The following is a 21,725-nucleotide window of genomic DNA, read 5'->3' as shown; positions in this document are numbered from 1 at the left end:
CCTTGAGCAGCGTACTTTATCAGTATGATAAAATAAAAGAATCAAAGACAAAGTGAGGTTTTACGACATATGCTGGATAAAGCCGAATCCCTTCTGGCGCATTATTTTGGCTACGACAGCCTTCGCGCGGGGCAAAAACAGGCGATACAATCAGTTGCAGAGGAGAGAACAAACACGGTCTGCATTATGCCGACGGGGGGCGGAAAATCAATCTGCTATCAGATTCCCGCACTGCTGTTTGAAGGAACCACAATCGTTATTTCCCCTCTTATTTCCTTAATGAAAGACCAAGTCGACGCGCTTGAAGAAGCGGGTATCGCGGCAGCTTATATTAACAGCACTCAGACAAGCCGTGACATTCATGAGCGCCTGACCGGTTTGAAGGAAGGGGCTTACCGGCTCTTTTACATCACGCCGGAGCGTTTGACTTCTCCTGAATTCATTCACATCCTGCAGAATATTACGGTTCCTCTTGTCGCCATTGACGAAGCTCACTGTATATCGCAATGGGGGCATGATTTCAGGCCGAGTTACCGGAATATCGAAATCCTTTTTAATGAATTAAAAGAGCCGCCCGTCATCATCGCATTAACGGCGACGGCTACGCCTGAGGTTCATGATGATATCTGCAAGCAGCTTCACATCAATAAAGAACAAACTGTGTATACCGGTTTTGCCAGAGAGAATTTAACATTCAAAGTCGTAAAGGGCGAAAACAAAGACCGTTTTATCGAGCAGTACCTGGAAAGAAATAAACACGAAGCCGGCATTATTTATACAGCAACAAGAAAAGAAACGGACCGTTTATATGAGAAATTAAAACGCAGCGGCATCAATGCCGGCCGTTATCACGGCGGATTGGCGGATGATGACAGAAAAGATCAGCAGGAGCGGTTTCTTAACGATCAGATACAAGTGATGGTTGCTACGTCCGCTTTTGGAATGGGAATCGATAAGAGCAACATCAGATTCGTTCTGCACGCGCAGATTCCGAAGGATATGGAGAGCTATTACCAGGAAGCCGGGCGAGCCGGACGCGACGGCCTCAATAGCGAGTGCGTGCTCTTGTTTTCGCCGCAGGATATTATGGTGCAGCGTTTTTTGATAGATCAATCGGCTGCCGGAGAAGAAAAACAAAAGCAGGATCTCAAAAAACTGAGGCAGATGGTGGATTACTGTCATACCGAAGATTGCCTGCAGCGGTTTATTCTGAAATATTTCGGCGAGAATGAGGCGGAAGCTTGCGGAGCATGCGGCAATTGCACTGATACAAGAAGCGCGCATGACGTCACTAAAGAAGCGCAGATGGTATTGTCATGCATCATCAGAATGAATGAGCGTTTCGGAAAAACGATGGTGGCGCAAGTGCTTAGCGGGTCGAAAAATAAAAAAGTGCTGGAAAACGGCTTCAGCAGCCTGTCCACTTACGGCATTATGAAGCATCAAACCGCAGCGGAAATCAGTGATTTTATCGAATTCCTTATTTCAGATGAATACATCAGAATGGCAGACGGGACTTTTCCGACGCTTATGGTCACCCAAAAAGGCAGGGACGTTCTGCTTGGAAAACGCGCAGTCGAGAGAAAAGAAGCCTTACAGGCCGCCGCCGTCACCGAAAATGATGAATTATTTGAGATTCTCCGGCGTCTCCGCAAAGAGATCGCAGCGGAACAGGGCGTGCCTCCATTTGTCGTGTTCTCGGATCAGACGTTAAAAGAAATGTCGGCGAAACTCCCGAAAACGGATCATGATCTTCTTTCCGTAAAGGGGGTAGGGGAACAAAAACGATTGAAATACGGAGCACTTTTTTTAGAAGAAATCCGAAATTATGTAAGAGAAACAGAGTGAAAAAAAGTTTTTATAGAAATTTGCACATTGTGTTTTTCATCTGCGCCGGAAAAATCAGAAGCTTGAAAACCCTTGCTGTATCAAGGTTTCAGCAAGACTTACCAAGTGAGAGAAATGTTTCATGTAAAGGAACTGTAATCTAATTCAAATCGTTTTGTTATTGAACTGACATTTTCATATGTTACGATATCACCTGTTAGCCGCCAATAAAAAGCTAACAAGGGAGGATTTACTTATGAAGAAGACGATTATGTCCTTTGTCGCAGTTGCAGCAATTTCAACAACTGCATTCGGAGCTCACGCTTCTGCTAAAGAAATCACGGTGCAAAAGGGTGACACGCTCTGGGGGATCTCGCAAAAAAACGGAGTGAACCTAAAGGACTTAAAAGAATGGAATCAGTTATCTTCTGATTTAATCATTGAAGGAGAGAAACTGACTATTTCTTCAGTAGAAACAACCACATCTGGGCAGTACACAGTGAAGCAGGGCGACAGCCTCTGGAAAATTGCTCAGAAATTCGGAACATCAGTCGGTAATCTGAAAAGCTTGAATAACTTGCAATCAGATATCATTTACGCAGGCACAACATTAAAGGTGAAAGGTCAGGCGCAGGCTGCACAGCCGGCTCAAGCCAGCCAGCCGCAACCTGAACAAAAACCAGCTGCCGAGACAGAACAGCCGAAACAAGAAGCTGTCCAAAAAGAGCAGCCTAAACAAGAACCTGTTCAAGAACAACAACCTAAACAAGAAGTGAAGGCTGTCGAAGCAAAACAGCAGCCTGTTCAATCAAATACAAACCAACAAGAGCCTAAAAAGCAGCTGACAATGACTGCAACTGCTTACTCCGCTAACGACGGCGGCATTTCCGGTGTAACGGCAACCGGTGTTGACCTAAACAAAAACCCTGATGCAAAAGTCATCGCGGTAGACCCTAGTGTCATTCCGCTTGGCTCCAAGGTTTATGTTGAAGGTTACGGAGTGGCAACAGCAGCAGATACAGGCGGCGCAATTAAAGGAAATAAAATTGACGTATTTGTTGCAAAGAAAAGTGACGCTAACAACTGGGGCGTCAGAACAGTAAATGTTAAAGTGTTAGACTAGTTTCATATAGAGATGAAGAACACAAGGCGAAATGCTTTGTGTTCTTTTTTTCTTCCCTTTTTTGTCTGTGTATAATCGTTATATGCTGAAAAAGAAAAAGCGTTTCTCTAATATAATAAGGAATGGATGTGAAAACGGAATCTGAAGGGATGTATGAATCTGATGGAGCCGGAATTTATATGTTTGTGGAATGCCTTCACAGAATCACCGATATTTCAAGCAGGAATATGCACCGCTTGCGCCATTGTGCTCGTTATCGGACTGTCTATGCCTGCTGTCAGGCTGTTTCAGGCGCTTGACAGAGGGAGAGGAAGGCCAGCCGTTATTGAAAAGGTGAGACATACCGGCGTAATGAATAATGGCAGACACGAGCTTGTACTTATTTTAAACGTAAAAAACCAAGACGGAACGCATGATAAACGTGAACTGACACACGCCGTATATAATGAAGAGATCAGCCATTTTTATGAAGGAGCTTCCGTATGGGTGACGTCAGCGGCTGGCGGACGAATTATGATCGCTCCGCGAACGCCGCGGCATAAGACACCGAAATAATAAAAGACGGGGCTGTTTTCCCGTCTTTTTGTGTTAATGCCGGTCGATCCATATCCGTCCGCCTTCTGCGCCGGCTTCTATCCTGCATGTTCCTCCGATCGGGAATGTCATCAAAGGGGAGGTATGGCCGAAATCAGCATTTGCGATAACAGGCATGGATGACAGTTCTTCTTTTGTACGGATGACGGCACGCAGAGCCTCCTTAGACACATTTGAAGCATGCTGGAACCGTCCGATGACAATTCCTTTCACGGCTGAAAAAGCGGGAAGATGAATGAGTGACTGCAAATCCCGATCAAACATATGAATGTCAGACATATGATCATCTTCTATAAACAGAATCACTTGTTCCATCTCCGGAAAGTATTCCGTGCCTTGCAGAAGATTCAGGGTGCAGAGGTTTCCTCCGATCAGTGTTCCTTCCGCATAACCGGGTTGAATAACGAGCGGACCTGGATTCGGATAAAAACGTCTGTCCTCCTGGTTCATATACCATTTATCATCACTCCACTCGGCCGAAGGCTTTACTTCATACGGCTTATCAGAAGCGCAGCAGGCTAAGAAAGAGTCAATCGTATAGTCCAATCCTTTTTTCATGGCGAATGAAGAAAAATGGGGGCCGGAATATGTGACAAGCCCGGTTTTTTGATAAATGGCATGGCCAAGGGCGGTAATATCTGAATAGCCGCAAAGGATTTTCGGGTGCCGCTTGATGTTTCATAATCAAGATAACGGAGCAGCTGATTTGATTGGAACCCGCCGAGTGTCGTCAAAATCGCTTTGATGTCAGGATCAGCGAAAGCTTCGTGCAGATCCCGGACACGCGATTCAATGGATGATGAATCAAATTCATTTATTTCTTTCGAATGCTCTGAAAAAGAGACACAAAAACCCAGCTCCTCCAATTTTGTCTTCGCGGCATTTATATTTTCATCTGTCATAACGGACATGCTCGTTGCCGGAGAAACAATACGAATGCCGTCACCTTTTTTCAATTTTTCCGGATACAAAAAAAACCCCTCCTTATATGGTTTTATCTATTACACCATAGAAAAGGGGGTTTTTATATCACTTTTTTACAGGTCGACCCATTTAATGCCGCCTGATTGTGTATCCTTGTCAATCCAGACATCAAATTGATGCTTTTCATAAAAATGAACGAGTCTGTCGACATGATCCCAATCACGCTTAGCGATGTCGCCCGTCACTTTCGGGATATTCTGCTCCCTGGCGATATGTTTTAAAAATTTCATGCAGATCGAACCGTAGCCGTGGTTCGGCGGGCCTTTAATGTCCCCGATATGAATGGCATTTTCATAATAGGAAGCAATCAGTGAAAAACATCCTCTTCCCCGGTAGGCTGATTCACAGTCAGTCAGCATAATCTTACATGTTTGGCCATCATCAATCGAGGAAACAATGATCCAATCGTCATTGTTCGATTGATCAATACCAAGCACTCGCGCGTCTTTTGATACATCTATCAGATTCTCCCGCATTCTGAAAATCTGAAATTCAAGCTTATGAAGCTCTTTTTCCAGCTCTTTCTGATCTCTTTCTTCTGCAGTAAACAAAATCATACTCCTTTCACAGCGTAAAACGTCATAGTCAAACACAAGTATCCATTGTAGTAAATGATGTCTTGGTTTGTAAATGGGTTTTGCAAAAACTTTTTTAGAAAAGTCTGCCGTATATATGCAGATTGACGTTTTTAAGGAGGCCGGGATAGGGAAAGGAACAGGGAGAAGCGGAAAAAGGAGGAATCTATGATGGCAATTGAATCACTCATCGGCAAATTGAAGTACGTAATGACGGAATCTCCTGATAAAATGCTTTCCTTATATGTAAATACGGATATGAGAAATCCGGATCAGCAGGGGGGAGAGTGGAAAATCGCTTTAAAAACCGGTTTTCGGAGATTAAAGGAGTATCTGTCTGTCAGTGATCCAAAAGAAGAAAAATCCCTCGTCCGCATCATGGAACGTGTCTATCAATATATCGATGGGCTCGGTAAAGAAATGCCGCGAAGTCTCGTATTTTTTGCATCGGGAGAAAGCGGTATCTGGGAGACGATTGAGTTGCAGGTGCCTGTCGAAACACGGTTTTATTGGGAAGAAACGGCCGTTCTTGACCAATTGGAACTTCTCCGTGAACAATATCCGAGCACGGCTTTTATTCTCACCCAGCAAAATGAAGTGAAGATTATCGAAATCGTACTCGGAAAAATTGAAGGGGTGGAGCATTATCAATACGACGTCATCAATGAATCCTGGAAACCGCAGGATGTAAGCGAGAGCTCCGCATCAATGGCCGAAGATGCTGCCAAAGCCCACGTCGAAGAAAATCAAAACAGGCTGTATAAACGATTGGCTTCAAACCTTGATCAAAAGGCCGCATCACATAAATGGGAGCGCCTCGTAATCGCGGGAGATAAGGAAACAGCCGATATTCTCGATCAGCATATGAACAAACCGATTGATCGGGTCATTCCAAAAAATCTGTTGAATGAAAACGAACATAAGGTGATAGAAGAACTGTTGAAGGAAGCATAATATGACGAAAGGCCGGGTCTCAAACACCCGGTCTTTTTAGGGCTTAAGTTTGTCTAATTTCTGACGAAGCGGGCGAAACCGTTGACATCAAAGCTGAATTCTCATACCATTTGGATAGTCAGTAAAATTGAGAGAGGTCATAAGATGAATCAGACAGAAAACAACAAACCTAAAAGTTATACCGGTATCGTGCTGACATTGACCGTTTTGATCAACGGGTTAATTGCGGTGCTGTTTTTTATGCCGAAATCGGGTCAGGTCAGCATTGCCAATATTCATATTCTGCCGATGTTAAATGCCATTTTTAACAGCTTTACTTTTATCTTTTTGCTGGCAGCGCTCTTTATGATTAAGCAAAAAAATATTCAAGCGCATAAACGCTTTATTTTGGCGGCGTTTACGACGACTCTGCTGTTTTTGATCTGCTATGTCGTGTATCACTCAATAGCTGAGAATACTTTATTCGGCGGCCACGGCATCATTCGGGGGATTTATTTCTTTATTTTGATTACGCATATTTGCCTTTCCGCCATCATTGTGCCGCTTGCGCTGTTTACGCTGATCAGAGGTTTCAGCATGCAGGTGGAGCGCCACAAAAAAATCGCCAGATGGACGATGCCGCTCTGGCTGTATGTCAGTCTGACGGGTGTCATTGTATACTTAATGATATCGCCGTATTATTAAAAAAAAACCGTGCTTCGCGCGGTTTTTTTCTATTGAAAAAAGGCGCCTCAGACAAGGCGCCTTTTACTCTTCAAGCGTTTCAAGTGTTGTTACATTTAAGGATTGTTCAACGGTTTTTGTTTTTGCTTTTACTTTTTCTGCGTACGTGTAATCACCATAGCAGTAGGGATAACGGAAATTGCCTTTGTTCCCTCCGCAAGTGTAAAGTTTCGGATTCTTTTTGACCTGCTGCTCGGAGTATTGTTTTGCCAGTTCCTCAGTATGAGATCCTCCATGTTCAGCCACAAAATCAATATAGCCGGCTCCCATGTTGTAGCTTTGTATAATCGTATCCAAGTCTACGCCTTTTCTCTTGCCTGTTTGGTACATGAGAGTGAATTGTTTGATTCCCTGTTTGATACTGGTTTGAGGGTTTTTGATTTGATTTCGCTTTAAACCCAGAGATTCTGAAGACTGCATGGGATCATTTCCTCTTCCTTTTGACTCTTGATATATCATGCCGAGTACCAGCGATGTATATCTAGTGAGCCCTTTTTCATCCAGCTCGTCCTCCACAAGCGGTTTGTAATCCGTCAGCCGTTCAAGCACGATCGGTTTGACATCAAACGGAAGACTTTTGAGCAATTCATTATTTGAAAATAACAGGATGAGAAAGAAGGACACCATGACAAAAACACATATCATCATAAGACCCGCAGCAGCGAAACAGCCTTTTTTCTTTTTCTCCACTGTGTTTCACCCTCAATTTCAGGAGCATTATGACTTTTTCATTATGACACAGATGAATGCGCGAAACCAAGCAGAAACCCGTATTTGAAACATAAATTTAAAATAACGGTTCTTTTGTCAGGCACAGGATGTATCTGCATCAATTGACATTTGGTATAATTGGGCTACTTGAGAAAAGAAGGGTGAGGTATATGACTGAATTTCACGAATCCGGAAACATGAATGACCCCGCTGTCGATTTAGATGAGGAAACATTATTTTTGGTTGCCCAGACTTTTAAGGCGCTGTCTGATCCGACCAGAATCAGAATTCTCCATTTGCTGTCACAGGGTGAGCACGCGGTAAATGATATCGCAGAAAAGCTGAATTTACTGCAGTCTACCGTTTCTCATCAGCTGCGTTTTCTTAAAAATCTGCGCCTCGTCAAATCACGCAGAGAAGGAACATCCATCTATTATTCTCCTGAGGATGAACATGTGTTAGATGTGCTTCAGCAAATGATTCACCATACGCGGCACGATTAAAAAACATCCCTGCTTTTAGACAGGGATGTCAGCCGTATTGACTGTTATTTGTCTGGTCTCTGCTCGTTTTTAAAACATAAAAAGAGAAGCCGCTGTAATAAACAGCGATGAAATAAAAGACACTGATGGTCAGCGGATCTGCGCCGACCGTTTGGCTGTATGCCTCCGGATGGGTAAAATCCGCTGTGACCCGGTAAATTTCAATAACCCGATAAACAAATCTCGATAGGAATAACGTTAATAGAATAAGTTCAATCCACAGATGAGTCCGAAAATACATTTTTCCGCGGCGCTCTTCAAAAGAAATGTTTCGTTTGGCAAACAGAACCAGAAGCCAGCCGCAAAAAGTGCCGAATATAAGATACCCGTATAAAGCCGGGTGTGTGATGCTGAAAAACGCCAGAGCGGCGGCCAGCAATGAAAATAAAATCATTCTTGTATAAAGCCAGCGGGGTTTCAAAGGCTGAAAGCCGACGGACCGTTTCACCTTTTTATACAGAAAAAAGGCAATCATTAAGACAGGGCAGATGCTTTGAAGTGTGATATGCATGATGTGGAACTCCCCCTCCGTTGAGTAGTGTATGCTTATCCGTCTGGTTTTAGTAGTCTGATTTATTCGCAGGCTGAAAGCATCTTTTATCACAGTATGCGCGTTTCTTTTTTTGGCATGAGAGAAGCGCCCGCGTCTTTTTTAAGATTTAAACAGAAAACGCTTGATAAACTAACGGTATTAGTTATAATAAAACTAATAACATTAGTTTTAGGGGGATATTGATGAGAACCTTACAATACGGAAACGTTTGGCAGCTGACCTTTTTTCCGGTGCTTTTCCCGGTGAATTGTTATTTGGTTGAGGAGGAAGAAGGGGTAACCCTGATTGACGCCGGCCTTCCCAACAGCCATAAAGGAATCAAACAAGCTTTGCAGCAGCTTGGGAAACCGCTGAATACCATATTGCTCACCCACGCGCATGGAGATCACATCGGATCGCTTGACTCATTATCTGAGGAATTTCCGGATGCTGATGTCTGTATTTCTGAACGTGATTCTTTCTTGCTGAAAGGTGACACTTCATTATTTGAGCATGAAGCACAAACGCCGATAAAGGGAGGAGTGCCGAAAAATATTCAGACCGAACCTGATCGCCTGCTGAAAGGCGGCGAGCGGATCGGATCTTTGCTTGTCATCCCCGCTCCCGGTCATACGCCGGGGAGTCTTGCTTTTAAAGATTTGAGAGATGATATGCTGATCGTCGGAGATGCCTTTCAAGTACGGGGAGGCCTTGCGGTTTCAGGAAAGCTGAAATGGAGATTTCCGTTTCCCGCCTTTGCTACCTGGAATAAAGAAGAAGCTGTAAAAACAGCAAGAACGCTTATCGCTCATCAACCAAGCTGTCTGGCCGCCGGTCATGGAAATGTTCTCTATCATCCTGCTGAAATGATGGCTGAGGCTGCTGATGAAGCCGAACGAAGCCTGCGGGGAGGCCGATTATAATGTCACCGAGAGTCGGAATGAGCCTGGACATGATATTGAGAGCCGCAGCAGGCATCGCTGACGAAAAAGGGCTGAATGAAGTGACGCTTGCGGCCGTTGCAAAGTCCTTAAACGTAAAACCGCCTTCCCTTTATAATTTTGTCAATGGTCTTCAAGGAATTAAGACAGAGCTGGCCGTCTCCGGTTTAACCATGTTATATGAAAACATGGCGGCATCCTCAGAAGGACTGACAGGTGAAAGGGTCATGCTTTCACTTGCTGATGCCTATATCAATTTCGCTGAAGCCAATCCCGGATTATATGAAGCAACATTTCAAAAAATAAAAGACGGCCGAATGGAGAATCTGTCCAGCCAGCTTGTGAATCTTGTTGTCAGGCTGCTGACAGCAAACGGTTATGCACGTCCCGAAAACGCAATCCATGCCGCAAGAGGACTGAGAAGCCTGCTTCACGGTTTTGCTGCGCTGAGGAAACAGAGTGCATTTGAATTGACTGAATCAATTAAGGAAAGCCGGAAGTTTGCCGTTGTTGCTTTTTTAAGGGGTTTACAATTAAATAAACAATAATATTATTATGTAAACTAAAAACGAAACAGATTATCCAAAAAGGAGGGGCAAATGGATTCATTACAGAACATCGTTTGTGAGCGGCGCACTTATTCACATATTTTTGATTCCCATGTTCACACATACTGTCAAATGCTCTTTCCTCTCGAAGGACAGCTGGACTTGGAAACAGAAAGACGTGAGGTGAGATTAAAACCGGATCAAATGCTGTATATTCCGCCAGGACATGAACACCGGTTCCGTTCTTTGGAGCGAAATGAATGTCTCGTTCTTGACATGCCGGCATATTTTTTAGGAGGCTCATTTGACCCCGGTGTGATCAATAAGCTTGATTCCTTTTGGACTTCGATTCGGTTTCTGCTGACAGAAGAGGCAAAGCAGCAGTCGTCTCATTCATTGAGTCTGCTCGCAGAATATATTGCTGGAAAGATACAAGAAAGCCATACAAATGATTCAATCACGTATATCCGCCGAAATCTCTCAAAGACTTTTACTATTAAAGAGCTTGCCGCAATCGAACATTACCATCCGGCTTATTATTCAGACTGGTTTAAAAGGAAGACGGGGAAAAGCCCGCAAGCTTATATTTCCGAGCTCCGTCTGAAGAAAGCGGAACAATTGCTTATTGAAACAAAATGCCGGCTGACAGACATCAGTCATGAGGTCGGCTTTCAAAATTTGTCTTCTTTTACCAGGTGGTTTGTCAGACATAAGGGAATAACACCGCGCGCCTATCGAAACACCTTTCAAACAGATAAATAAGCCCAAAGATCGGTTAAATAAACTGTGTCTTTTTTTGGTATCATGATTGTAAAAAAGGAGTTTTTGACATGGCAGTCATCGAAGATTTTATGAAGCTTGATCTCAGAATAGGAACGGTCGTAAAAGCAGAAGAGTTTCCGGAAGCAAAGGTCCCGGCCATTAAGATGACAATAGATTTCGGCGGAGAAATCGGCATAAAGCAATCAAGCGCCCAAATTACAAAACGGTATGCGCCAGGTGATTTGACAGGCAGGCAGGTTACCGCTATTGTCAACTTTCCGTCGCGGCGGATCGCCGGATTCAAGTCAAAAGTTCTCGTTCTCGGCGGCATCCCGGAAAAAGGAGACGTCGTCCTGCTTACGCCCGAGCAGACTGTACCGAACGGAACGAAAATCGGATAATAAAAAAAGACGTTTGCAGAAGCAAACGTCTTTTGCGTATTGAGGCGATACACCACACGCCACATTCGTGTGCGCCGCAAGGGCATGTGCATCGGCTTACACAATTCAGCTCATCGCTATATGAATATAGCATGTCGGCTGTAGAAATGCAAGAGATATTTTAATATATGTTATATCTGGCTTTGTTTTGCCGATCACCATGACTACTTGGTGTAAGGTTTTGTTCAAATTCTATGATCTTGCATAAAACAGTGCGGCAAATGAAAGAGGTTCAGCTTATCTTATATCCTATGGTAAAATTTAGACGGAAAGAAGCGGAAAGAAGACGTAAATGAAGGTATTTGAAGCAGACTCGTTAATCTCAGCTGCAGAAAAGCGGGCAAAACAATACAATCAGATTAGAGAACAATTTATCAATCTCAGAAAAGCATTTCAGGGAATGGCTGATCTAGATGAAAGTGAGTTTTCAGGTAAAGGCGCTGACAACATTAAAGCTTTTTTCCAAGATCACGCTAGTGTCACAGACAGCTGGCTTGATCTGATCGATATGAAGATTGCTTTTCTTAACAGTCTTTCAGGAAAAGTAGCTGATGCCGGATTGGCCGATTCGTTTGTGGAAGAGTCATTTTTAGAACACGAGCTGATTCATGCGAAGAATAAAACACAAGCCATCATGCAGGAGCAGCGCAATGAAATGAAAGGTATCCTTGATGAAATCAGCGATATCATTCATCTTGATGTTTTCTCTACAGAAGGTGTCGATCAAAAGCTTGAGTCAGCAGATAAGAAACGGGACAATACCATACACAAGCTCGGAAAGCTTGATTATGATCTAACGAAAGAATACGCAGAAACCGAAGCGAATGAACAGTTCATTCAAGCCGACTTTCAACAGCTCCAAAATGCCACGGGTAAAGGGAAAAACGCAACACCACTTCACTATAACGCCAAGGCGTACAGAGAAAGTGGCATACATAAGAAAAAAGACGAGATTGCAAGACATTCGGATGCTTATTTGACGATTAAAAAGGAAGAAGTGAAAGAGCGGGAAATCAAGGATCTGAAGAAAAAACTCGCTGACGGTGTGACCGATCCGGAGGAATACTTGGAAATTGCGAAGAAGATCGGTTACGAGAATCTTGAACCTGCCCAGCAGCAATATGTCATTCAGCTTGAACAAGCAAAACAGATGGAAGAAGCCGGAGAAGTGACTTGGGATATTTTAAAAGGAGCTGGCGTCGGTCTTTGTGATGTCGGGAAAGACACGGTAACCGGTTTATGGGATTTCATAACCGATCCGGGAGAAACCTTGTCAGCACTGGGGAATGCAGTGCTTCATCCAGTTGAAACATACGATGCTATTGCAACAGCAATAGAAGAATCGTATCAAAAAGATATGGTGAACGGAGATGCGTATTCCAGGTCAAGATGGGTGACATATGCGGTCGGTTCAGTGGCTGTGGCCGTCGTCGGAACGAAAGGAGCAGGAGCCGTTAACAAAGCTGATGCGGCGGGGAAGGTCATAAACAAGGCAGGACAGGCAGGGAAGAAACTTAAGGATGTAAACCTTCCAGATCTGCTTCCCTATAACCCGAAGTATAAACTTGCTCTAGCTGATAACGTACCATACAATGTGGTTGACAGCCAAAACCTTAAAAATGAACTTTTGACCAATGCAAAGAAAATCCCGGATGGAACGAGAAAGCCGTTTACCGGTCAAGAAATAAACCTTCCTTGGTTAAATAAAGAAAAGTACGGTGCCTTTGAGGTTAAGGGCAAGGTAAAAGCAAAAGGAAAAGTTAAAGACATAAGCCGCAGAGTGTATACTATGAAAGATATTGATATTAACCAAAAAACAGAATTTGGCGCAACAAATCTTCAGCTTATGAAAAACGGCAATGCTCCTTATGCAAAAGATGGCACACAGATTAATTTACATCACTTGATTCAAGAAGAACCTGGCCCAATGCTTGAAATCCCAAACAGTTTACATACAAAATATAGTGATGTGATTCATAAGCTTAAGACTGATGGTGAAAGTTTTAGAAATGATAAGATTTTAAAAGCACAGTATGAAAGCTTTCGAAAGAGATATTGGAAGTGGAGAGCGAAACAATTTGAGAATGAGAATTGAGGTGTTTAAATTAAATGATTTATTCGAAGGTTGAAAACTTTATTAATGAAAACAAACAAAATGCTATATTCACAGAGGGTGCAAGCCATGAAAACATAACTCGCATTGAAGAAAAACTTCAATGCCAACTTCCTATTAGTTATAAATGGTTTTTAGAAAAATACGGTGCTGGCGGTTTATTCGGTGTTTTAGTTTTAGGCTACAACTTTGATCATGCATCAGTTGTAAATAGAACTAATGAATATAAAGAACACAATGGCCTTACTGATGGACTTGTGGTTATTGAAGATGTTGATTACTTTGCTTACTGTCTAGATACGAATAAAATGAAAGACGGAGAATGTCCTGTAGTTGAATGGGATAGGGTAATTGGTTATCAAGATACTGTTGCAGAAAGCTTTATTGAATTTTTTTATAATAAGATTCAGGAAGCGAAAGATGACTGGGAAGAAGATGAAGACTGGGACGATTAATAAAAGGAAGCTCTCTTTTAGAGAGCTTTTTTCAGGTTTTTAATTTTTTAACAGGATTTATAATGAGCAAACAGGCATTGCTCAAAATACTCGCCGCACCTATCCAAAGCAGCCATTGTGTTTCGGTCAGCCACGAGGCAGTTAGGATAAAGAGTCCAATGGCAATTGATATATAATTGCCGGCTCGGTCCAGTTTGCGTTTGCGATGAATTTTATATTTGGCATGAGAAATAAATTGATCAATTTTATCTTTCAGCTCATAGCTTTTTTCCTTTATCTTATTCTCTGCCTCTTTTACTTTTCGATAAAGCATATTATTCATCGTCTCCACTCCCGTATCGCCGTTTTGAAAATTCAGCCATGATTTTTTCCTCATAGTTATCTGAGATGAATTGAGCCTGGTCTTCAACTTTCAAATGTGCTTTTTCTTCAAAACCATCCTGTTCTTCACCATCAAAACGATAAAGTTTTTGCAATAGCCTCCAGAATGTTTCAACTTCTTCAGTTGTGAACTCATGAAACATATCCGCTAAAAAATAGGTGGATTTTTCTGAACAGGAAACTAACGCTTTTTTTCCTTCAGGGGTAATCTCAATATTGATTGCACGTTTATCCAGTTTGCTTGGCACAGTGTGAACATATCCTTTTTTCGCGAGGCTTGAAATTAGCTTGTTAGCGGTTTGTTTTGTTGTGCCCAGCTTTTTAGCGATATTCATAAGTGTGGTATCTTCCGTCGGTAAATGGGCAATAGCGATAAGAGTCATGTGCTGTCGGGAAGTCAACATTTCTAAGTATTCGTCTCCGCGAGTTTGCACCTTATTGACAACCGAAAACAGTGATGCGTAACTTTGTTGCATAAAATGCAGTTCTTTCATTAGTAAATTAATATCCATAAGTTATCTCCAATCTAAATTGTCACCATGTTGACAATTATAATATACATTGAAATGGGAAATAAGTCAATATGGTGACTAAAAGGGGGAGGTACGGCTGTTTTACAAATGTCACAGGCAGTCGGAGTGTTTTCAAAAGGTGAAATAAATATAATAAATGCGAGAAGGTGTTTGGCATGCAGAAAGTGAATTGGTCAGAACAGTATGAAAAAGACGGGCGTTTAATGGCGCTCCTTCGTCATGAGCTTGCATATGAGGAAGTCATACGGTTATATACGAAAGGGTTTTATTTGAAATCCAAAGAAGGGGATGTTTCGTTAAGTAAGAACGATATCTGTCGTATGTTTGGGGTTGAAGAGAGGCAGGGCGGCAAATCTTAATGAACGGGAAGAGGAGAACTCTCTTCCCGCTATTCACGGCAGCTGTTATTCTTTTTCCAGCATGGCAGTCAGCCATTCTCGTAATGCAGTTTTCTGTACATACCGCTTTCCGTTTCTGGTGATATGCGGAATGTCGGAAGTGTCAGGCACGATTTGTTTTGCTTCTTCCTTAGTCACTCCTAAATAATAGCCAATGTAGAAGTGAAGATCTTTTTCTTTGATGAGAATTTGGTCAGTGTGTTCATGAGGATCAGGTGATTTAAAGTTTTTTAATCCGTCTCCTATGAAATATCCGGCTAAAGCGATGCCAATGCCGGTAATAATATCCATACAGCAAACCTCCAATAAAAGTCATTATGTTTTATACGGTCAAATCCGCCGAAAGGATTCACTTTCAGTAAGACCGGGGGAGCTTATTTTTGCTTTCCGATCTTTTCCACCTGTACCTTTCCGGAGAAGAAAACAGCGCCTCCGCCCATATCTGCAAGCCGATCGGGAGTGAGTGAATTGACCAGCTGTTTTTTATCATCCGCGTCTGCCCAAAGCCCTTGGCTGACTGCAACGCCGGGAAGCACTTGTTCGCCGACTGAAGCTGTCAATTCACATTCGCCGCGGTTGTTCCAAATTCTCACGGTTTCCCCGTCTTCGATGTTCCGGCGCTCAGCATCTTTTGTATGAATAAAAAGCTTTGGCGCTTTTTCCAGTTTTACGTGTTTTTCATTATTGGAAAATGTCGAATTTAAAAAGTTATGATTCGGTCCCGGGACAAATAACAGCGGGAAATCATCATCGCTCTCAAGAGGGATGTGCGTCGGCAGCGCCGGATAACCGTCCTGTTTCATCTTTTCAGAATATAACTCAATTTTTCCGCTCGGTGTCTTGAGCTTGCCAGGAAAAAGCGGTTTTTTCCGATTGGCTCTCATGAAAGAATGAGATGAAAGCGAATCATAATCAATATCCTCGATATACGGATTGGCGGGAAAGTCCAGCGCCTGTCTGATTAATTCTTCATCGGAATCCTGAAGCTCCTGCTCGGTAAAGCCCATCGCCCCGGCAAGCAAACGGAACACTTCCGTATTCGATTTGCTGTCCCCATATGGTTCGATCACCGGTTTTTGCAGCTGAATAAAATGATGCCAGTAAGACGTGTAAAAATCCGTGTTTTCAAAGGCGGATGAAGCAGGGAGCACGATATCCGCATATTTGGCGGTTTCCGTTAAAAACAGATCGTGAACGACTGTAAATAAATCCTCCCGCTGCAGGCCTTTTCTGACTTTATTCGCTTCCGGCGCAACCACTGCGGGATTCGTACCGTAAATAAACAGGGAGCGCACGGGCGGTGTTGTTTCTAAAAGAACGCTTCCGAGCCTGTTCATATTAAATGATCTTGGCTTCCTGCCATAAAGCAGATCAGGCCGCTGGAGCGCTTGTCTGTTATAGTTTAATATCGCGCTGTTGTGCTTGATTGCGCCTCCCCCGGTGCGGAGCCACTGTCCTGTCACAGCCGGAAGGCAGGCGACGGTGCGGACGATCATTCCGCCATTGTCATGGTGCTGAATGCCGTTTCCGATCCTGATAAGGGAAGGGGAGGTTTCGCCGTATATTCTCGCAAGTCGTCTGATATCGTCTGCTTTAACGCCTGTTATAACAGAAACCGTTTCAGGATCATACTGTTTGACATGCGCTTTTAATTCTTCACTGCCTTCGGTGTACTCTGTGAGAAATGCTTCATCGTGAAGGTTCTCGGCAAATAAAACATGCATGATACCGAGAGCGAGTGCGGCATCTGTGCCGGGGCGAATGGGAATAAACCAATCGGCAAGCCGGCCTGTTTGGTTCTTATGTACATCGATAACGACAATTTTAGCTCCTTTTTTCCGGGCTTTTTGAGCAATCATGACCTGATGCATATTCGTGCTGACGGCATTGATTCCCCAGAAAATAAAGAGCTTTGCATGTATGGTCTCTTCCGGATCAGTACCTGCGCCTTCTCCCATTGTATAGTTATAGCCCTCCGATCCGGCTTTGCTGCAGATCGTCCGTTCGAGCTGGCTCGCCCCGAGTCGGTGGAAAAAACGGCGGTCCATTCCCTCTGCCGCCAGTTTTCCCATATTGCCGTAAAAGCTGTACGGGAGAATGCTTTCCGCTCCTTCTTCGGCAATAAGCTCTTTCCAGCGCGCACTGATCGTATTGATTGCTTCGTCCCATGAAATAGGCGCAAACACAGCTTTGCCTTTTTCGCCGATCCGTTTTAACGGGACGGTTAAACGTTTTTCATCATAAATGCGCTCAGCCATGTGCCGGACTTTGTTGCAAATATTCCCTGATGTGACGGGGTGATCCGGGTCTCCCTGAATGTTAACGATTTTTCCGTCTTTTTTTGTCACAAGTAAGCCGCATTGATCGGGACAGTCCAGTGAGCACACCGACTTAAAGACGCCGTTTGGCTGTTTCGCAGCAGAATTCATAGCCATTTCCCCTCTTTTTTTATATTGTAAGCATTATAACATTTCGAAATAGATCGTCAATTCAGAAAAAAAGTGTTGACATCACGGAAAGACTTATCTATGATGAGTTTATTCTTTTTAAAAGCCTGACAATTTCATCATTTTATTTTCTATCAAGAGAGGTGGAGGGACTGGCCCTATGAAACCTCGGCAACATTTATTGTGCCAATTCCAGCAAGCGTATGCTTGAAAGATAGGAAAGAATGGTCTATACATATTTGTGCGCTGCAAGCGGATAAAGACGGTATATGAATCTCTTTCCTTCTTCGGGGAAAGAGATTTTTTTGTGAAAAAATTTATGTGAAAAGGATGTTTTGCACCATGACGGTTTTAATTACCGCACCATATCACGACGAGGGGCTGAAGGAGCTGACAGATCTGTTCGGCCGGACTGTACACCTGCCGTGGAAGAAGCACGGCCGGGCCTATCGGGAAGATGAATTAATCCGGATGATTCAAGAGACAAACGCGTCGGGGCTTATTACCGAACTTGATGAGGTATCAGAGCGAGTGATTGATATATTGCCGGATTCCGCTTTTATCGGCGTCTGCAGAGGGATGCCGTCTAATGTGGATGTCGCGGCGGCGACTAAAAGAAAAATTCCTGTCTTCTATACACCGGCCCGAAATGCCCAGGCTGTTGCTGAAATGTTTATCGGAAATGTCATTTCATTTTTGCGCCACACGTATTCTTCTCATCGGTGGCTGAAGGACGGGAAGTGGAATGGTGATTATTTGCAGGCTTACGTCAAATTCAGGGGAAATGAGCTGACGGGGAAAACAGTCGGCCTTATCGGTTTCGGAGCTGTCGGACAGAGAATCGCCCGGATGTTGTCGGCTTTTGACTGCAAGGTGCTGTACTATGACCCCTTTGTTAATCATGAGAACCGGGAGTATGAAAAAACGACGATTGAACGGGTATTTTCTGAAAGTGATATTGTCTCCGTTCATTTGCCGCGCACCGAAGAAACCATCGGCCTAATCGGCGCCCGGCATTTTCAATTGATGAAGCAAGAAGCTGTTTTTGTCAATACATCAAGAGCAGCGGTTACAGACCGAAAAGAGCTGCTGCGGGTGCTGAAAGAACGGCGGATTAAAGGAGCGATCCTTGACGTGTTTTATCACGAACCGCCTGAAGCTTCTGATTATGAATTGATCTCACTGCCGAATGTGTTCGCGACTCCCCATTTAGCGGGCGCAACATTTGAGGTGGAGGATCATCATGTGAGGATTTTAAATGAGGCGCTTTTCAAATGGAAAAAAGATCAGCTCTGCTCAATACGTGAACTTTATAACAAAAGAGAACTTGAGATGGAAGGATAGAAAAAGGAGGAGGCTGTAATGGCTGAACAAAAAGGCTACCTTGTATTTGACATCGGGACAGGGAATGCGCGAGTCGCGGTTGTGACTGCCGGCGGCGACGTGACCGCACTGGAAAGGGAAGACATTGAATATGTGACGGATCCGCTTTATCCGGACGGCCGTTATTTCTCGCCGGAAAGATTATGGATGCAAATCAGCGCTATAGCAAAAAAGGCTATTGCTAAAAGCCCTCATATTACATTAATCGGAATCACCTCAACAAGCCAGAGGCAGGGAATTGTTCTGATTAATAAAGATAAAAAGGCGTTTCTCGGTCTGCCCAACATTGATAATAGAGGGCGCGAATGGGAGGGAGAGATCCAGTTAAAAGAAGAAGTGCATCAGTGCGCCGGACGCCTTCCGAGCGCTTTATTTTCCGCCATGAAACTTGTCGGGTTAAAAAAAAGACAGCCGTCATTATGGAAAGAAGTGAAGTACATCACAAGCATCAGTGACTGGGTGACATTTGAGCTGAGCGGAATTTTAAGCTATGAACCGTCACAGGCCGCTGAAACACTGCTGTTTGACGTAAGGAAAAAGGCGTGGTCAGAGAAATTATGCAGCATCTTCGGGGTGCCTTCTGCCATTCTTCCTTCACTCGTCCGATCTGGGACGGTTGTCGGAATGTTAACGTTTAAAAAAGCGGCTGTTCTCGGTCTTTCTGAAAGAGTGCCTGTGATTGCAGGCGGAGGAGACACACAGCTTGCCATTAAAAGTGCAGATGCAAAGCCGGGAGATATCGTCATCGTATCCGGTACGACGACGCCGATTACAAAGATAACAGCGGAGCCCGGAACCGAAAGTTTAGAGAATGCATGGCTGAATTGCCATACAGAAGAAGGTCAATGGCTTCTTGAAACTAATCCGGGTGTAACAGGACTCAATTATCAAAAATTAAAATCCATTTTTTATCCGAATGAATCCTACGGCGTCATGGAACGGGAAATCGCCAGTCTGCCGAAACATGATCAAGCGTGTGTTTCTGCGTTAGGCTCCTATTTATCGCCTGAAAAAAACGCACTCGCAAAAGGCGGATTTATTTTTGATGCCCCGCTATCCCAAAGTTTAAGCCGAGCGCATTTTGTCAAAGCCGCTCTGATGGAAATCGCTTTTTCAATCAAATGGAACTATGAGGCGTTAACAGAAGTGACTTCCTTTTCAAAAAATGATGTGAAGGTGTGCGGCGGCGGTTTCCAAAGTGATGCGTTGACACAGTTTCTTGCTAACCTTCTGCAAAAGAAGATTTATAAGAGAGAAGGCTTCAGCCAGGCATCCGTAATGGGGGCGGCGATGATTTGCAACGAAGCTCTCGGTGTGAAAGAAGAACTTTCGAACCGCACAAAGGTAATTGAACCGGAATCGGATCAGACGGATCTCTTCCTATATGAAGAATGGAAACATACGCAAAAATTATTTGCGCATTTTCAGCCCAGCGGTGAAAGCCTGACTTGGGGATGAGATGACAACATGAAAGATTGCTGAGGAGGAACAAAAAATGCTTAATAAAATAGGAATTCCGAAACAGCTTGCCTGGGGATTTTTAGGGGTCGTGCTGTTTATGATGGGGGACGGCCTTGAACAAGGCTGGCTCAGCCCGTTTTTAGTTGAAAACGGCTTGACGGTACAGCAATCAGCATCCTTGTTTACGGTTTACGGTATTTCTCTCGCAATAGCGTCTTGGTTTTCAGGCGTCTGTCTCGAAGCCTTCGGCGCAAAGCGGACGATGTTTATGGGGCTGTTATTTTATGTTATCGGAACAGCCGCGTTTATCGCATACGGATTTGAAAATCTTAATTTGCCGGTAATGTATGTCACGTATTTTATTAAAGGGCTGGGCTATCCGCTGTTTGCCTATTCTTTTTTGACATGGGTGATTTACCGGTCGCCGAAAAGCAAGCTCAGTACGGCGGTCGGCTGGTTCTGGATTGCTTATTGCTGCGGCATGTTTGTATTCGGTGCTTGGTATTCTAGCTGGGCCATCAAATCCTTCGGCTATTTGAATACGCTGTGGAGTTCGATTTTTTGGGTATGCCTCGGCGCGTTTTTTGCTTTGATTTTAAATAGGGACCGCTTTGAAAAGAAAAAAGCAAGTAAACAGGAAAAGGTGCAGGAATTAATGAAAGGAATCACCATCCTTGCTGAAAATCCGCGTGTGCTTTCTGGGGGGATTGTTCGGATCATCAACAGTATCGGAACATACGGATTTCCGGTATTTCTCCCAATGCATATGGCGCAGCACGGCATTTCTACAAATGTATGGCTGCAGATTTGGGGCACGATCTTTCTCGGCAATATCGTCTTTAACTTAATCTTCGGTGCAGTCGGCGATGCGTTCGGCTGGAAAAAGACTGTCATGTGGTTCGGAGGAGCGGGCTGCGGCATTTTTACCCTTTTATTATATTATGCCCCTGTTGTATCACATGGGAACTTGCTTTTCGTCAGCATTGTCGGCTTTATTTGGGGAGGGCTTCTGGCCGGATTCGTTCCGATCGGAGCTATCGTGCCGACGGCGGCCGGCAGCGATAAAGGTGCTGCCATGTCTGTGTTAAATCTGGCCGCGGGCCTGTCGGCATTTGCCGGCCCCGCGCTTGCCTGGGCGTTTATCGGGCTTGTCGGCGCACAAGGCGTAGTATGGATTTTCGCGGCGCTCTATTTCGCAAGTGCAATCCTGACAAATCAAATCAAAATACCTGAAGAAAAAACGGCAAAACACGATAAATCATTGCCTGAATATGCTTCTTAACAGAAACGCCCCGAAG

Annotated in this window: 23 protein-coding genes, 1 pseudogene and 1 riboswitch; of the genes and pseudogenes, 16 read left to right on the top strand and 8 right to left on the bottom strand. The window is 43.9% G+C overall.

The window, feature by feature from the left end; translation table 11 throughout:
• The first annotated feature begins 69 nt into the window (after window positions 1–69).
• The 3 genes from recQ to Y79_RS0104350 all read left to right on the top strand — a co-directional run bounded on the left by recQ (window position 70) and on the right by Y79_RS0104350 (window position 3,505).
• Window positions 70–1,848 (top strand): DNA helicase RecQ, encoded by a 1,779-nt coding sequence (recQ, locus tag Y79_RS0104360; protein ID WP_016936593.1) that lies wholly within the window; start codon window positions 70–72, stop codon window positions 1,846–1,848.
• Window positions 1,849–2,083: 235 nt separating this feature from the next.
• Window positions 2,084–2,950 (top strand): 3D domain-containing protein, encoded by an 867-nt coding sequence (locus Y79_RS0104355; protein ID WP_016936592.1) that lies wholly within the window; start codon window positions 2,084–2,086, stop codon window positions 2,948–2,950.
• A 162-nt stretch (window positions 2,951–3,112) separates the two neighbouring features.
• Window positions 3,113–3,505, top strand: a complete 393-nt coding sequence (locus tag Y79_RS0104350; protein WP_029575224.1) for a hypothetical protein — start codon at window positions 3,113–3,115, stop codon at window positions 3,503–3,505.
• Window positions 3,506–3,538: 33 nt separating this feature from the next.
• On the opposite strand, the pseudogene Y79_RS1000000120330 reads toward Y79_RS0104350, so the two are convergent.
• Both Y79_RS1000000120330 and Y79_RS0104340 read right to left on the bottom strand, forming a co-directional pair.
• Window positions 3,539–4,515: pseudogene (locus Y79_RS1000000120330) on the bottom strand (S66 family peptidase).
• Window positions 4,516–4,581: 66 nt separating this feature from the next.
• A complete protein-coding gene (locus tag Y79_RS0104340) occupies window positions 4,582–5,085 on the bottom strand; it encodes a hypothetical protein (RefSeq protein ID WP_395941011.1) in 504 nt (167 codons plus the stop codon).
• 189 nt (window positions 5,086–5,274) lie between these two features.
• Here Y79_RS0104340 and Y79_RS0104335 point away from each other — a divergent pair, with 189 nt between their 5' ends.
• On the top strand, window positions 5,275–6,057 hold the full coding sequence (locus Y79_RS0104335; protein WP_016936590.1) for a VLRF1 family aeRF1-type release factor: 783 nt from the start codon (window positions 5,275–5,277) through the stop codon (window positions 6,055–6,057).
• A 144-nt stretch (window positions 6,058–6,201) separates the two neighbouring features.
• On the top strand, window positions 6,202–6,741 hold the full coding sequence (locus Y79_RS0104330; protein WP_016936589.1) for a DUF420 domain-containing protein: 540 nt from the start codon (window positions 6,202–6,204) through the stop codon (window positions 6,739–6,741).
• A gap of 63 nt (window positions 6,742–6,804) precedes the next feature.
• On the opposite strand, the gene Y79_RS0104325 is transcribed toward Y79_RS0104330, so the two are convergent.
• The gene (locus tag Y79_RS0104325) at window positions 6,805–7,470 is read right to left on the bottom strand and encodes a lysozyme family protein (protein WP_016936588.1); all 666 of its coding nucleotides are present in this window, start codon (window positions 7,468–7,470) and stop codon (window positions 6,805–6,807) included.
• A 218-nt stretch (window positions 7,471–7,688) separates the two neighbouring features.
• Between Y79_RS0104325 and czrA the strand changes: the two genes are divergently transcribed.
• The gene (gene czrA, locus Y79_RS0104320) at window positions 7,689–7,994 is read left to right on the top strand and encodes a Zn(II)-responsive metalloregulatory transcriptional repressor CzrA (protein ID WP_173363131.1); all 306 of its coding nucleotides are present in this window, start codon (window positions 7,689–7,691) and stop codon (window positions 7,992–7,994) included.
• Window positions 7,995–8,022: 28 nt separating this feature from the next.
• Here czrA and Y79_RS0104315 read toward each other — a convergent pair whose 3' ends face one another.
• Window positions 8,023–8,544 carry a CcdC protein domain-containing protein gene (locus tag Y79_RS0104315; RefSeq protein WP_016936586.1) on the bottom strand — a complete coding sequence of 174 codons (522 nt, stop codon included), beginning with the start codon at window positions 8,542–8,544 and terminating at the stop codon, window positions 8,023–8,025.
• A 224-nt stretch (window positions 8,545–8,768) separates the two neighbouring features.
• Between Y79_RS0104315 and Y79_RS0104310 the strand changes: the two genes are divergently transcribed.
• The 6 genes from Y79_RS0104310 to yobK all read left to right on the top strand — a co-directional run bounded on the left by Y79_RS0104310 (window position 8,769) and on the right by yobK (window position 13,824).
• On the top strand, window positions 8,769–9,488 hold the full coding sequence (locus Y79_RS0104310; RefSeq protein ID WP_016936585.1) for an MBL fold metallo-hydrolase: 720 nt from the start codon (window positions 8,769–8,771) through the stop codon (window positions 9,486–9,488).
• Window positions 9,488–10,054, top strand: coding sequence for a TetR/AcrR family transcriptional regulator (locus Y79_RS0104305; RefSeq protein ID WP_016936584.1), 567 nt, complete (start codon window positions 9,488–9,490; stop codon window positions 10,052–10,054). The genes Y79_RS0104310 and Y79_RS0104305 overlap by 1 nt, the downstream gene beginning before the upstream one ends.
• Before the next feature lie 51 nt (window positions 10,055–10,105).
• The gene (locus tag Y79_RS0104300) at window positions 10,106–10,816 is read left to right on the top strand and encodes an AraC family transcriptional regulator (protein WP_016936583.1); all 711 of its coding nucleotides are present in this window, start codon (window positions 10,106–10,108) and stop codon (window positions 10,814–10,816) included.
• 68 nt (window positions 10,817–10,884) lie between these two features.
• Window positions 10,885–11,217 (top strand): chaperone CsaA, encoded by a 333-nt coding sequence (gene csaA, locus Y79_RS0104295; RefSeq protein ID WP_016936582.1) that lies wholly within the window; start codon window positions 10,885–10,887, stop codon window positions 11,215–11,217.
• Window positions 11,218–11,548: 331 nt separating this feature from the next.
• Window positions 11,549–13,351, top strand: a complete 1,803-nt coding sequence (locus tag Y79_RS0104290; RefSeq protein WP_016936581.1) for a T7SS effector LXG polymorphic toxin — start codon at window positions 11,549–11,551, stop codon at window positions 13,349–13,351.
• Window positions 13,352–13,365: 14 nt separating this feature from the next.
• Complete coding sequence (gene yobK / locus Y79_RS0104285) at window positions 13,366–13,824, top strand: type VII secretion system immunity protein YobK (protein WP_016936580.1); 459 nt, start codon at window positions 13,366–13,368, stop codon at window positions 13,822–13,824.
• 31 nt (window positions 13,825–13,855) lie between these two features.
• Here yobK and Y79_RS0104280 read toward each other — a convergent pair whose 3' ends face one another.
• Entirely contained in the window at window positions 13,856–14,146 is a 291-nt protein-coding gene (locus Y79_RS0104280; RefSeq protein ID WP_016936579.1) for a hypothetical protein, read from the bottom strand.
• Window positions 14,139–14,717, bottom strand: coding sequence for a MarR family winged helix-turn-helix transcriptional regulator (locus tag Y79_RS0104275; RefSeq protein ID WP_016936578.1), 579 nt, complete (start codon window positions 14,715–14,717; stop codon window positions 14,139–14,141). The genes Y79_RS0104280 and Y79_RS0104275 overlap by 8 nt, the downstream gene beginning before the upstream one ends.
• A 176-nt stretch (window positions 14,718–14,893) precedes the next feature.
• Here Y79_RS0104275 and Y79_RS0104270 point away from each other — a divergent pair, with 176 nt between their 5' ends.
• The gene (locus Y79_RS0104270; protein ID WP_016936577.1) at window positions 14,894–15,097 is read left to right on the top strand and encodes a hypothetical protein; all 204 of its coding nucleotides are present in this window, start codon (window positions 14,894–14,896) and stop codon (window positions 15,095–15,097) included.
• Window positions 15,098–15,142: 45 nt separating this feature from the next.
• Here Y79_RS0104270 and Y79_RS0104265 read toward each other — a convergent pair whose 3' ends face one another.
• Both Y79_RS0104265 and Y79_RS0104260 read right to left on the bottom strand, forming a co-directional pair.
• Window positions 15,143–15,427 (bottom strand): hypothetical protein, encoded by a 285-nt coding sequence (locus Y79_RS0104265; RefSeq protein WP_016936576.1) that lies wholly within the window; start codon window positions 15,425–15,427, stop codon window positions 15,143–15,145.
• An 83-nt stretch (window positions 15,428–15,510) separates the two neighbouring features.
• The gene (locus Y79_RS0104260; protein WP_016936575.1) at window positions 15,511–17,565 is read right to left on the bottom strand and encodes a molybdopterin oxidoreductase family protein; all 2,055 of its coding nucleotides are present in this window, start codon (window positions 17,563–17,565) and stop codon (window positions 15,511–15,513) included.
• A gap of 146 nt (window positions 17,566–17,711) precedes the next feature.
• Window positions 17,712–17,804, top strand: a riboswitch (SAM riboswitch).
• A gap of 121 nt (window positions 17,805–17,925) precedes the next feature.
• Here Y79_RS0104260 and Y79_RS0104255 point away from each other — a divergent pair.
• From Y79_RS0104255 to Y79_RS0104245, 3 genes are read left to right on the top strand one after another with little or no spacing between them, the layout of a single operon-like run.
• A complete protein-coding gene (locus tag Y79_RS0104255) occupies window positions 17,926–18,927 on the top strand; it encodes a 2-hydroxyacid dehydrogenase (RefSeq protein WP_016936574.1) in 1,002 nt (333 codons plus the stop codon).
• Window positions 18,928–18,945: 18 nt separating this feature from the next.
• Window positions 18,946–20,424: an FGGY-family carbohydrate kinase gene (locus tag Y79_RS0104250; RefSeq protein ID WP_016936573.1), complete on the top strand. Its 1,479-nt coding sequence runs from the start codon at window positions 18,946–18,948 to the stop codon at window positions 20,422–20,424.
• A 37-nt stretch (window positions 20,425–20,461) separates the two neighbouring features.
• Window positions 20,462–21,709 (top strand): RbtT/DalT/CsbX family MFS transporter, encoded by a 1,248-nt coding sequence (locus Y79_RS0104245; protein ID WP_016936572.1) that lies wholly within the window; start codon window positions 20,462–20,464, stop codon window positions 21,707–21,709.
• Window positions 21,710–21,725: the final 16 nt, after the last annotated feature.

It is taken from the genome of Bacillus siamensis KCTC 13613 (assembly GCF_000262045.1).
In the GTDB taxonomy this organism is placed as follows: domain Bacteria; phylum Bacillota; class Bacilli; order Bacillales; family Bacillaceae; genus Bacillus; species Bacillus siamensis.
This window is presented reverse-complemented; position numbering and strand designations above follow the sequence as displayed.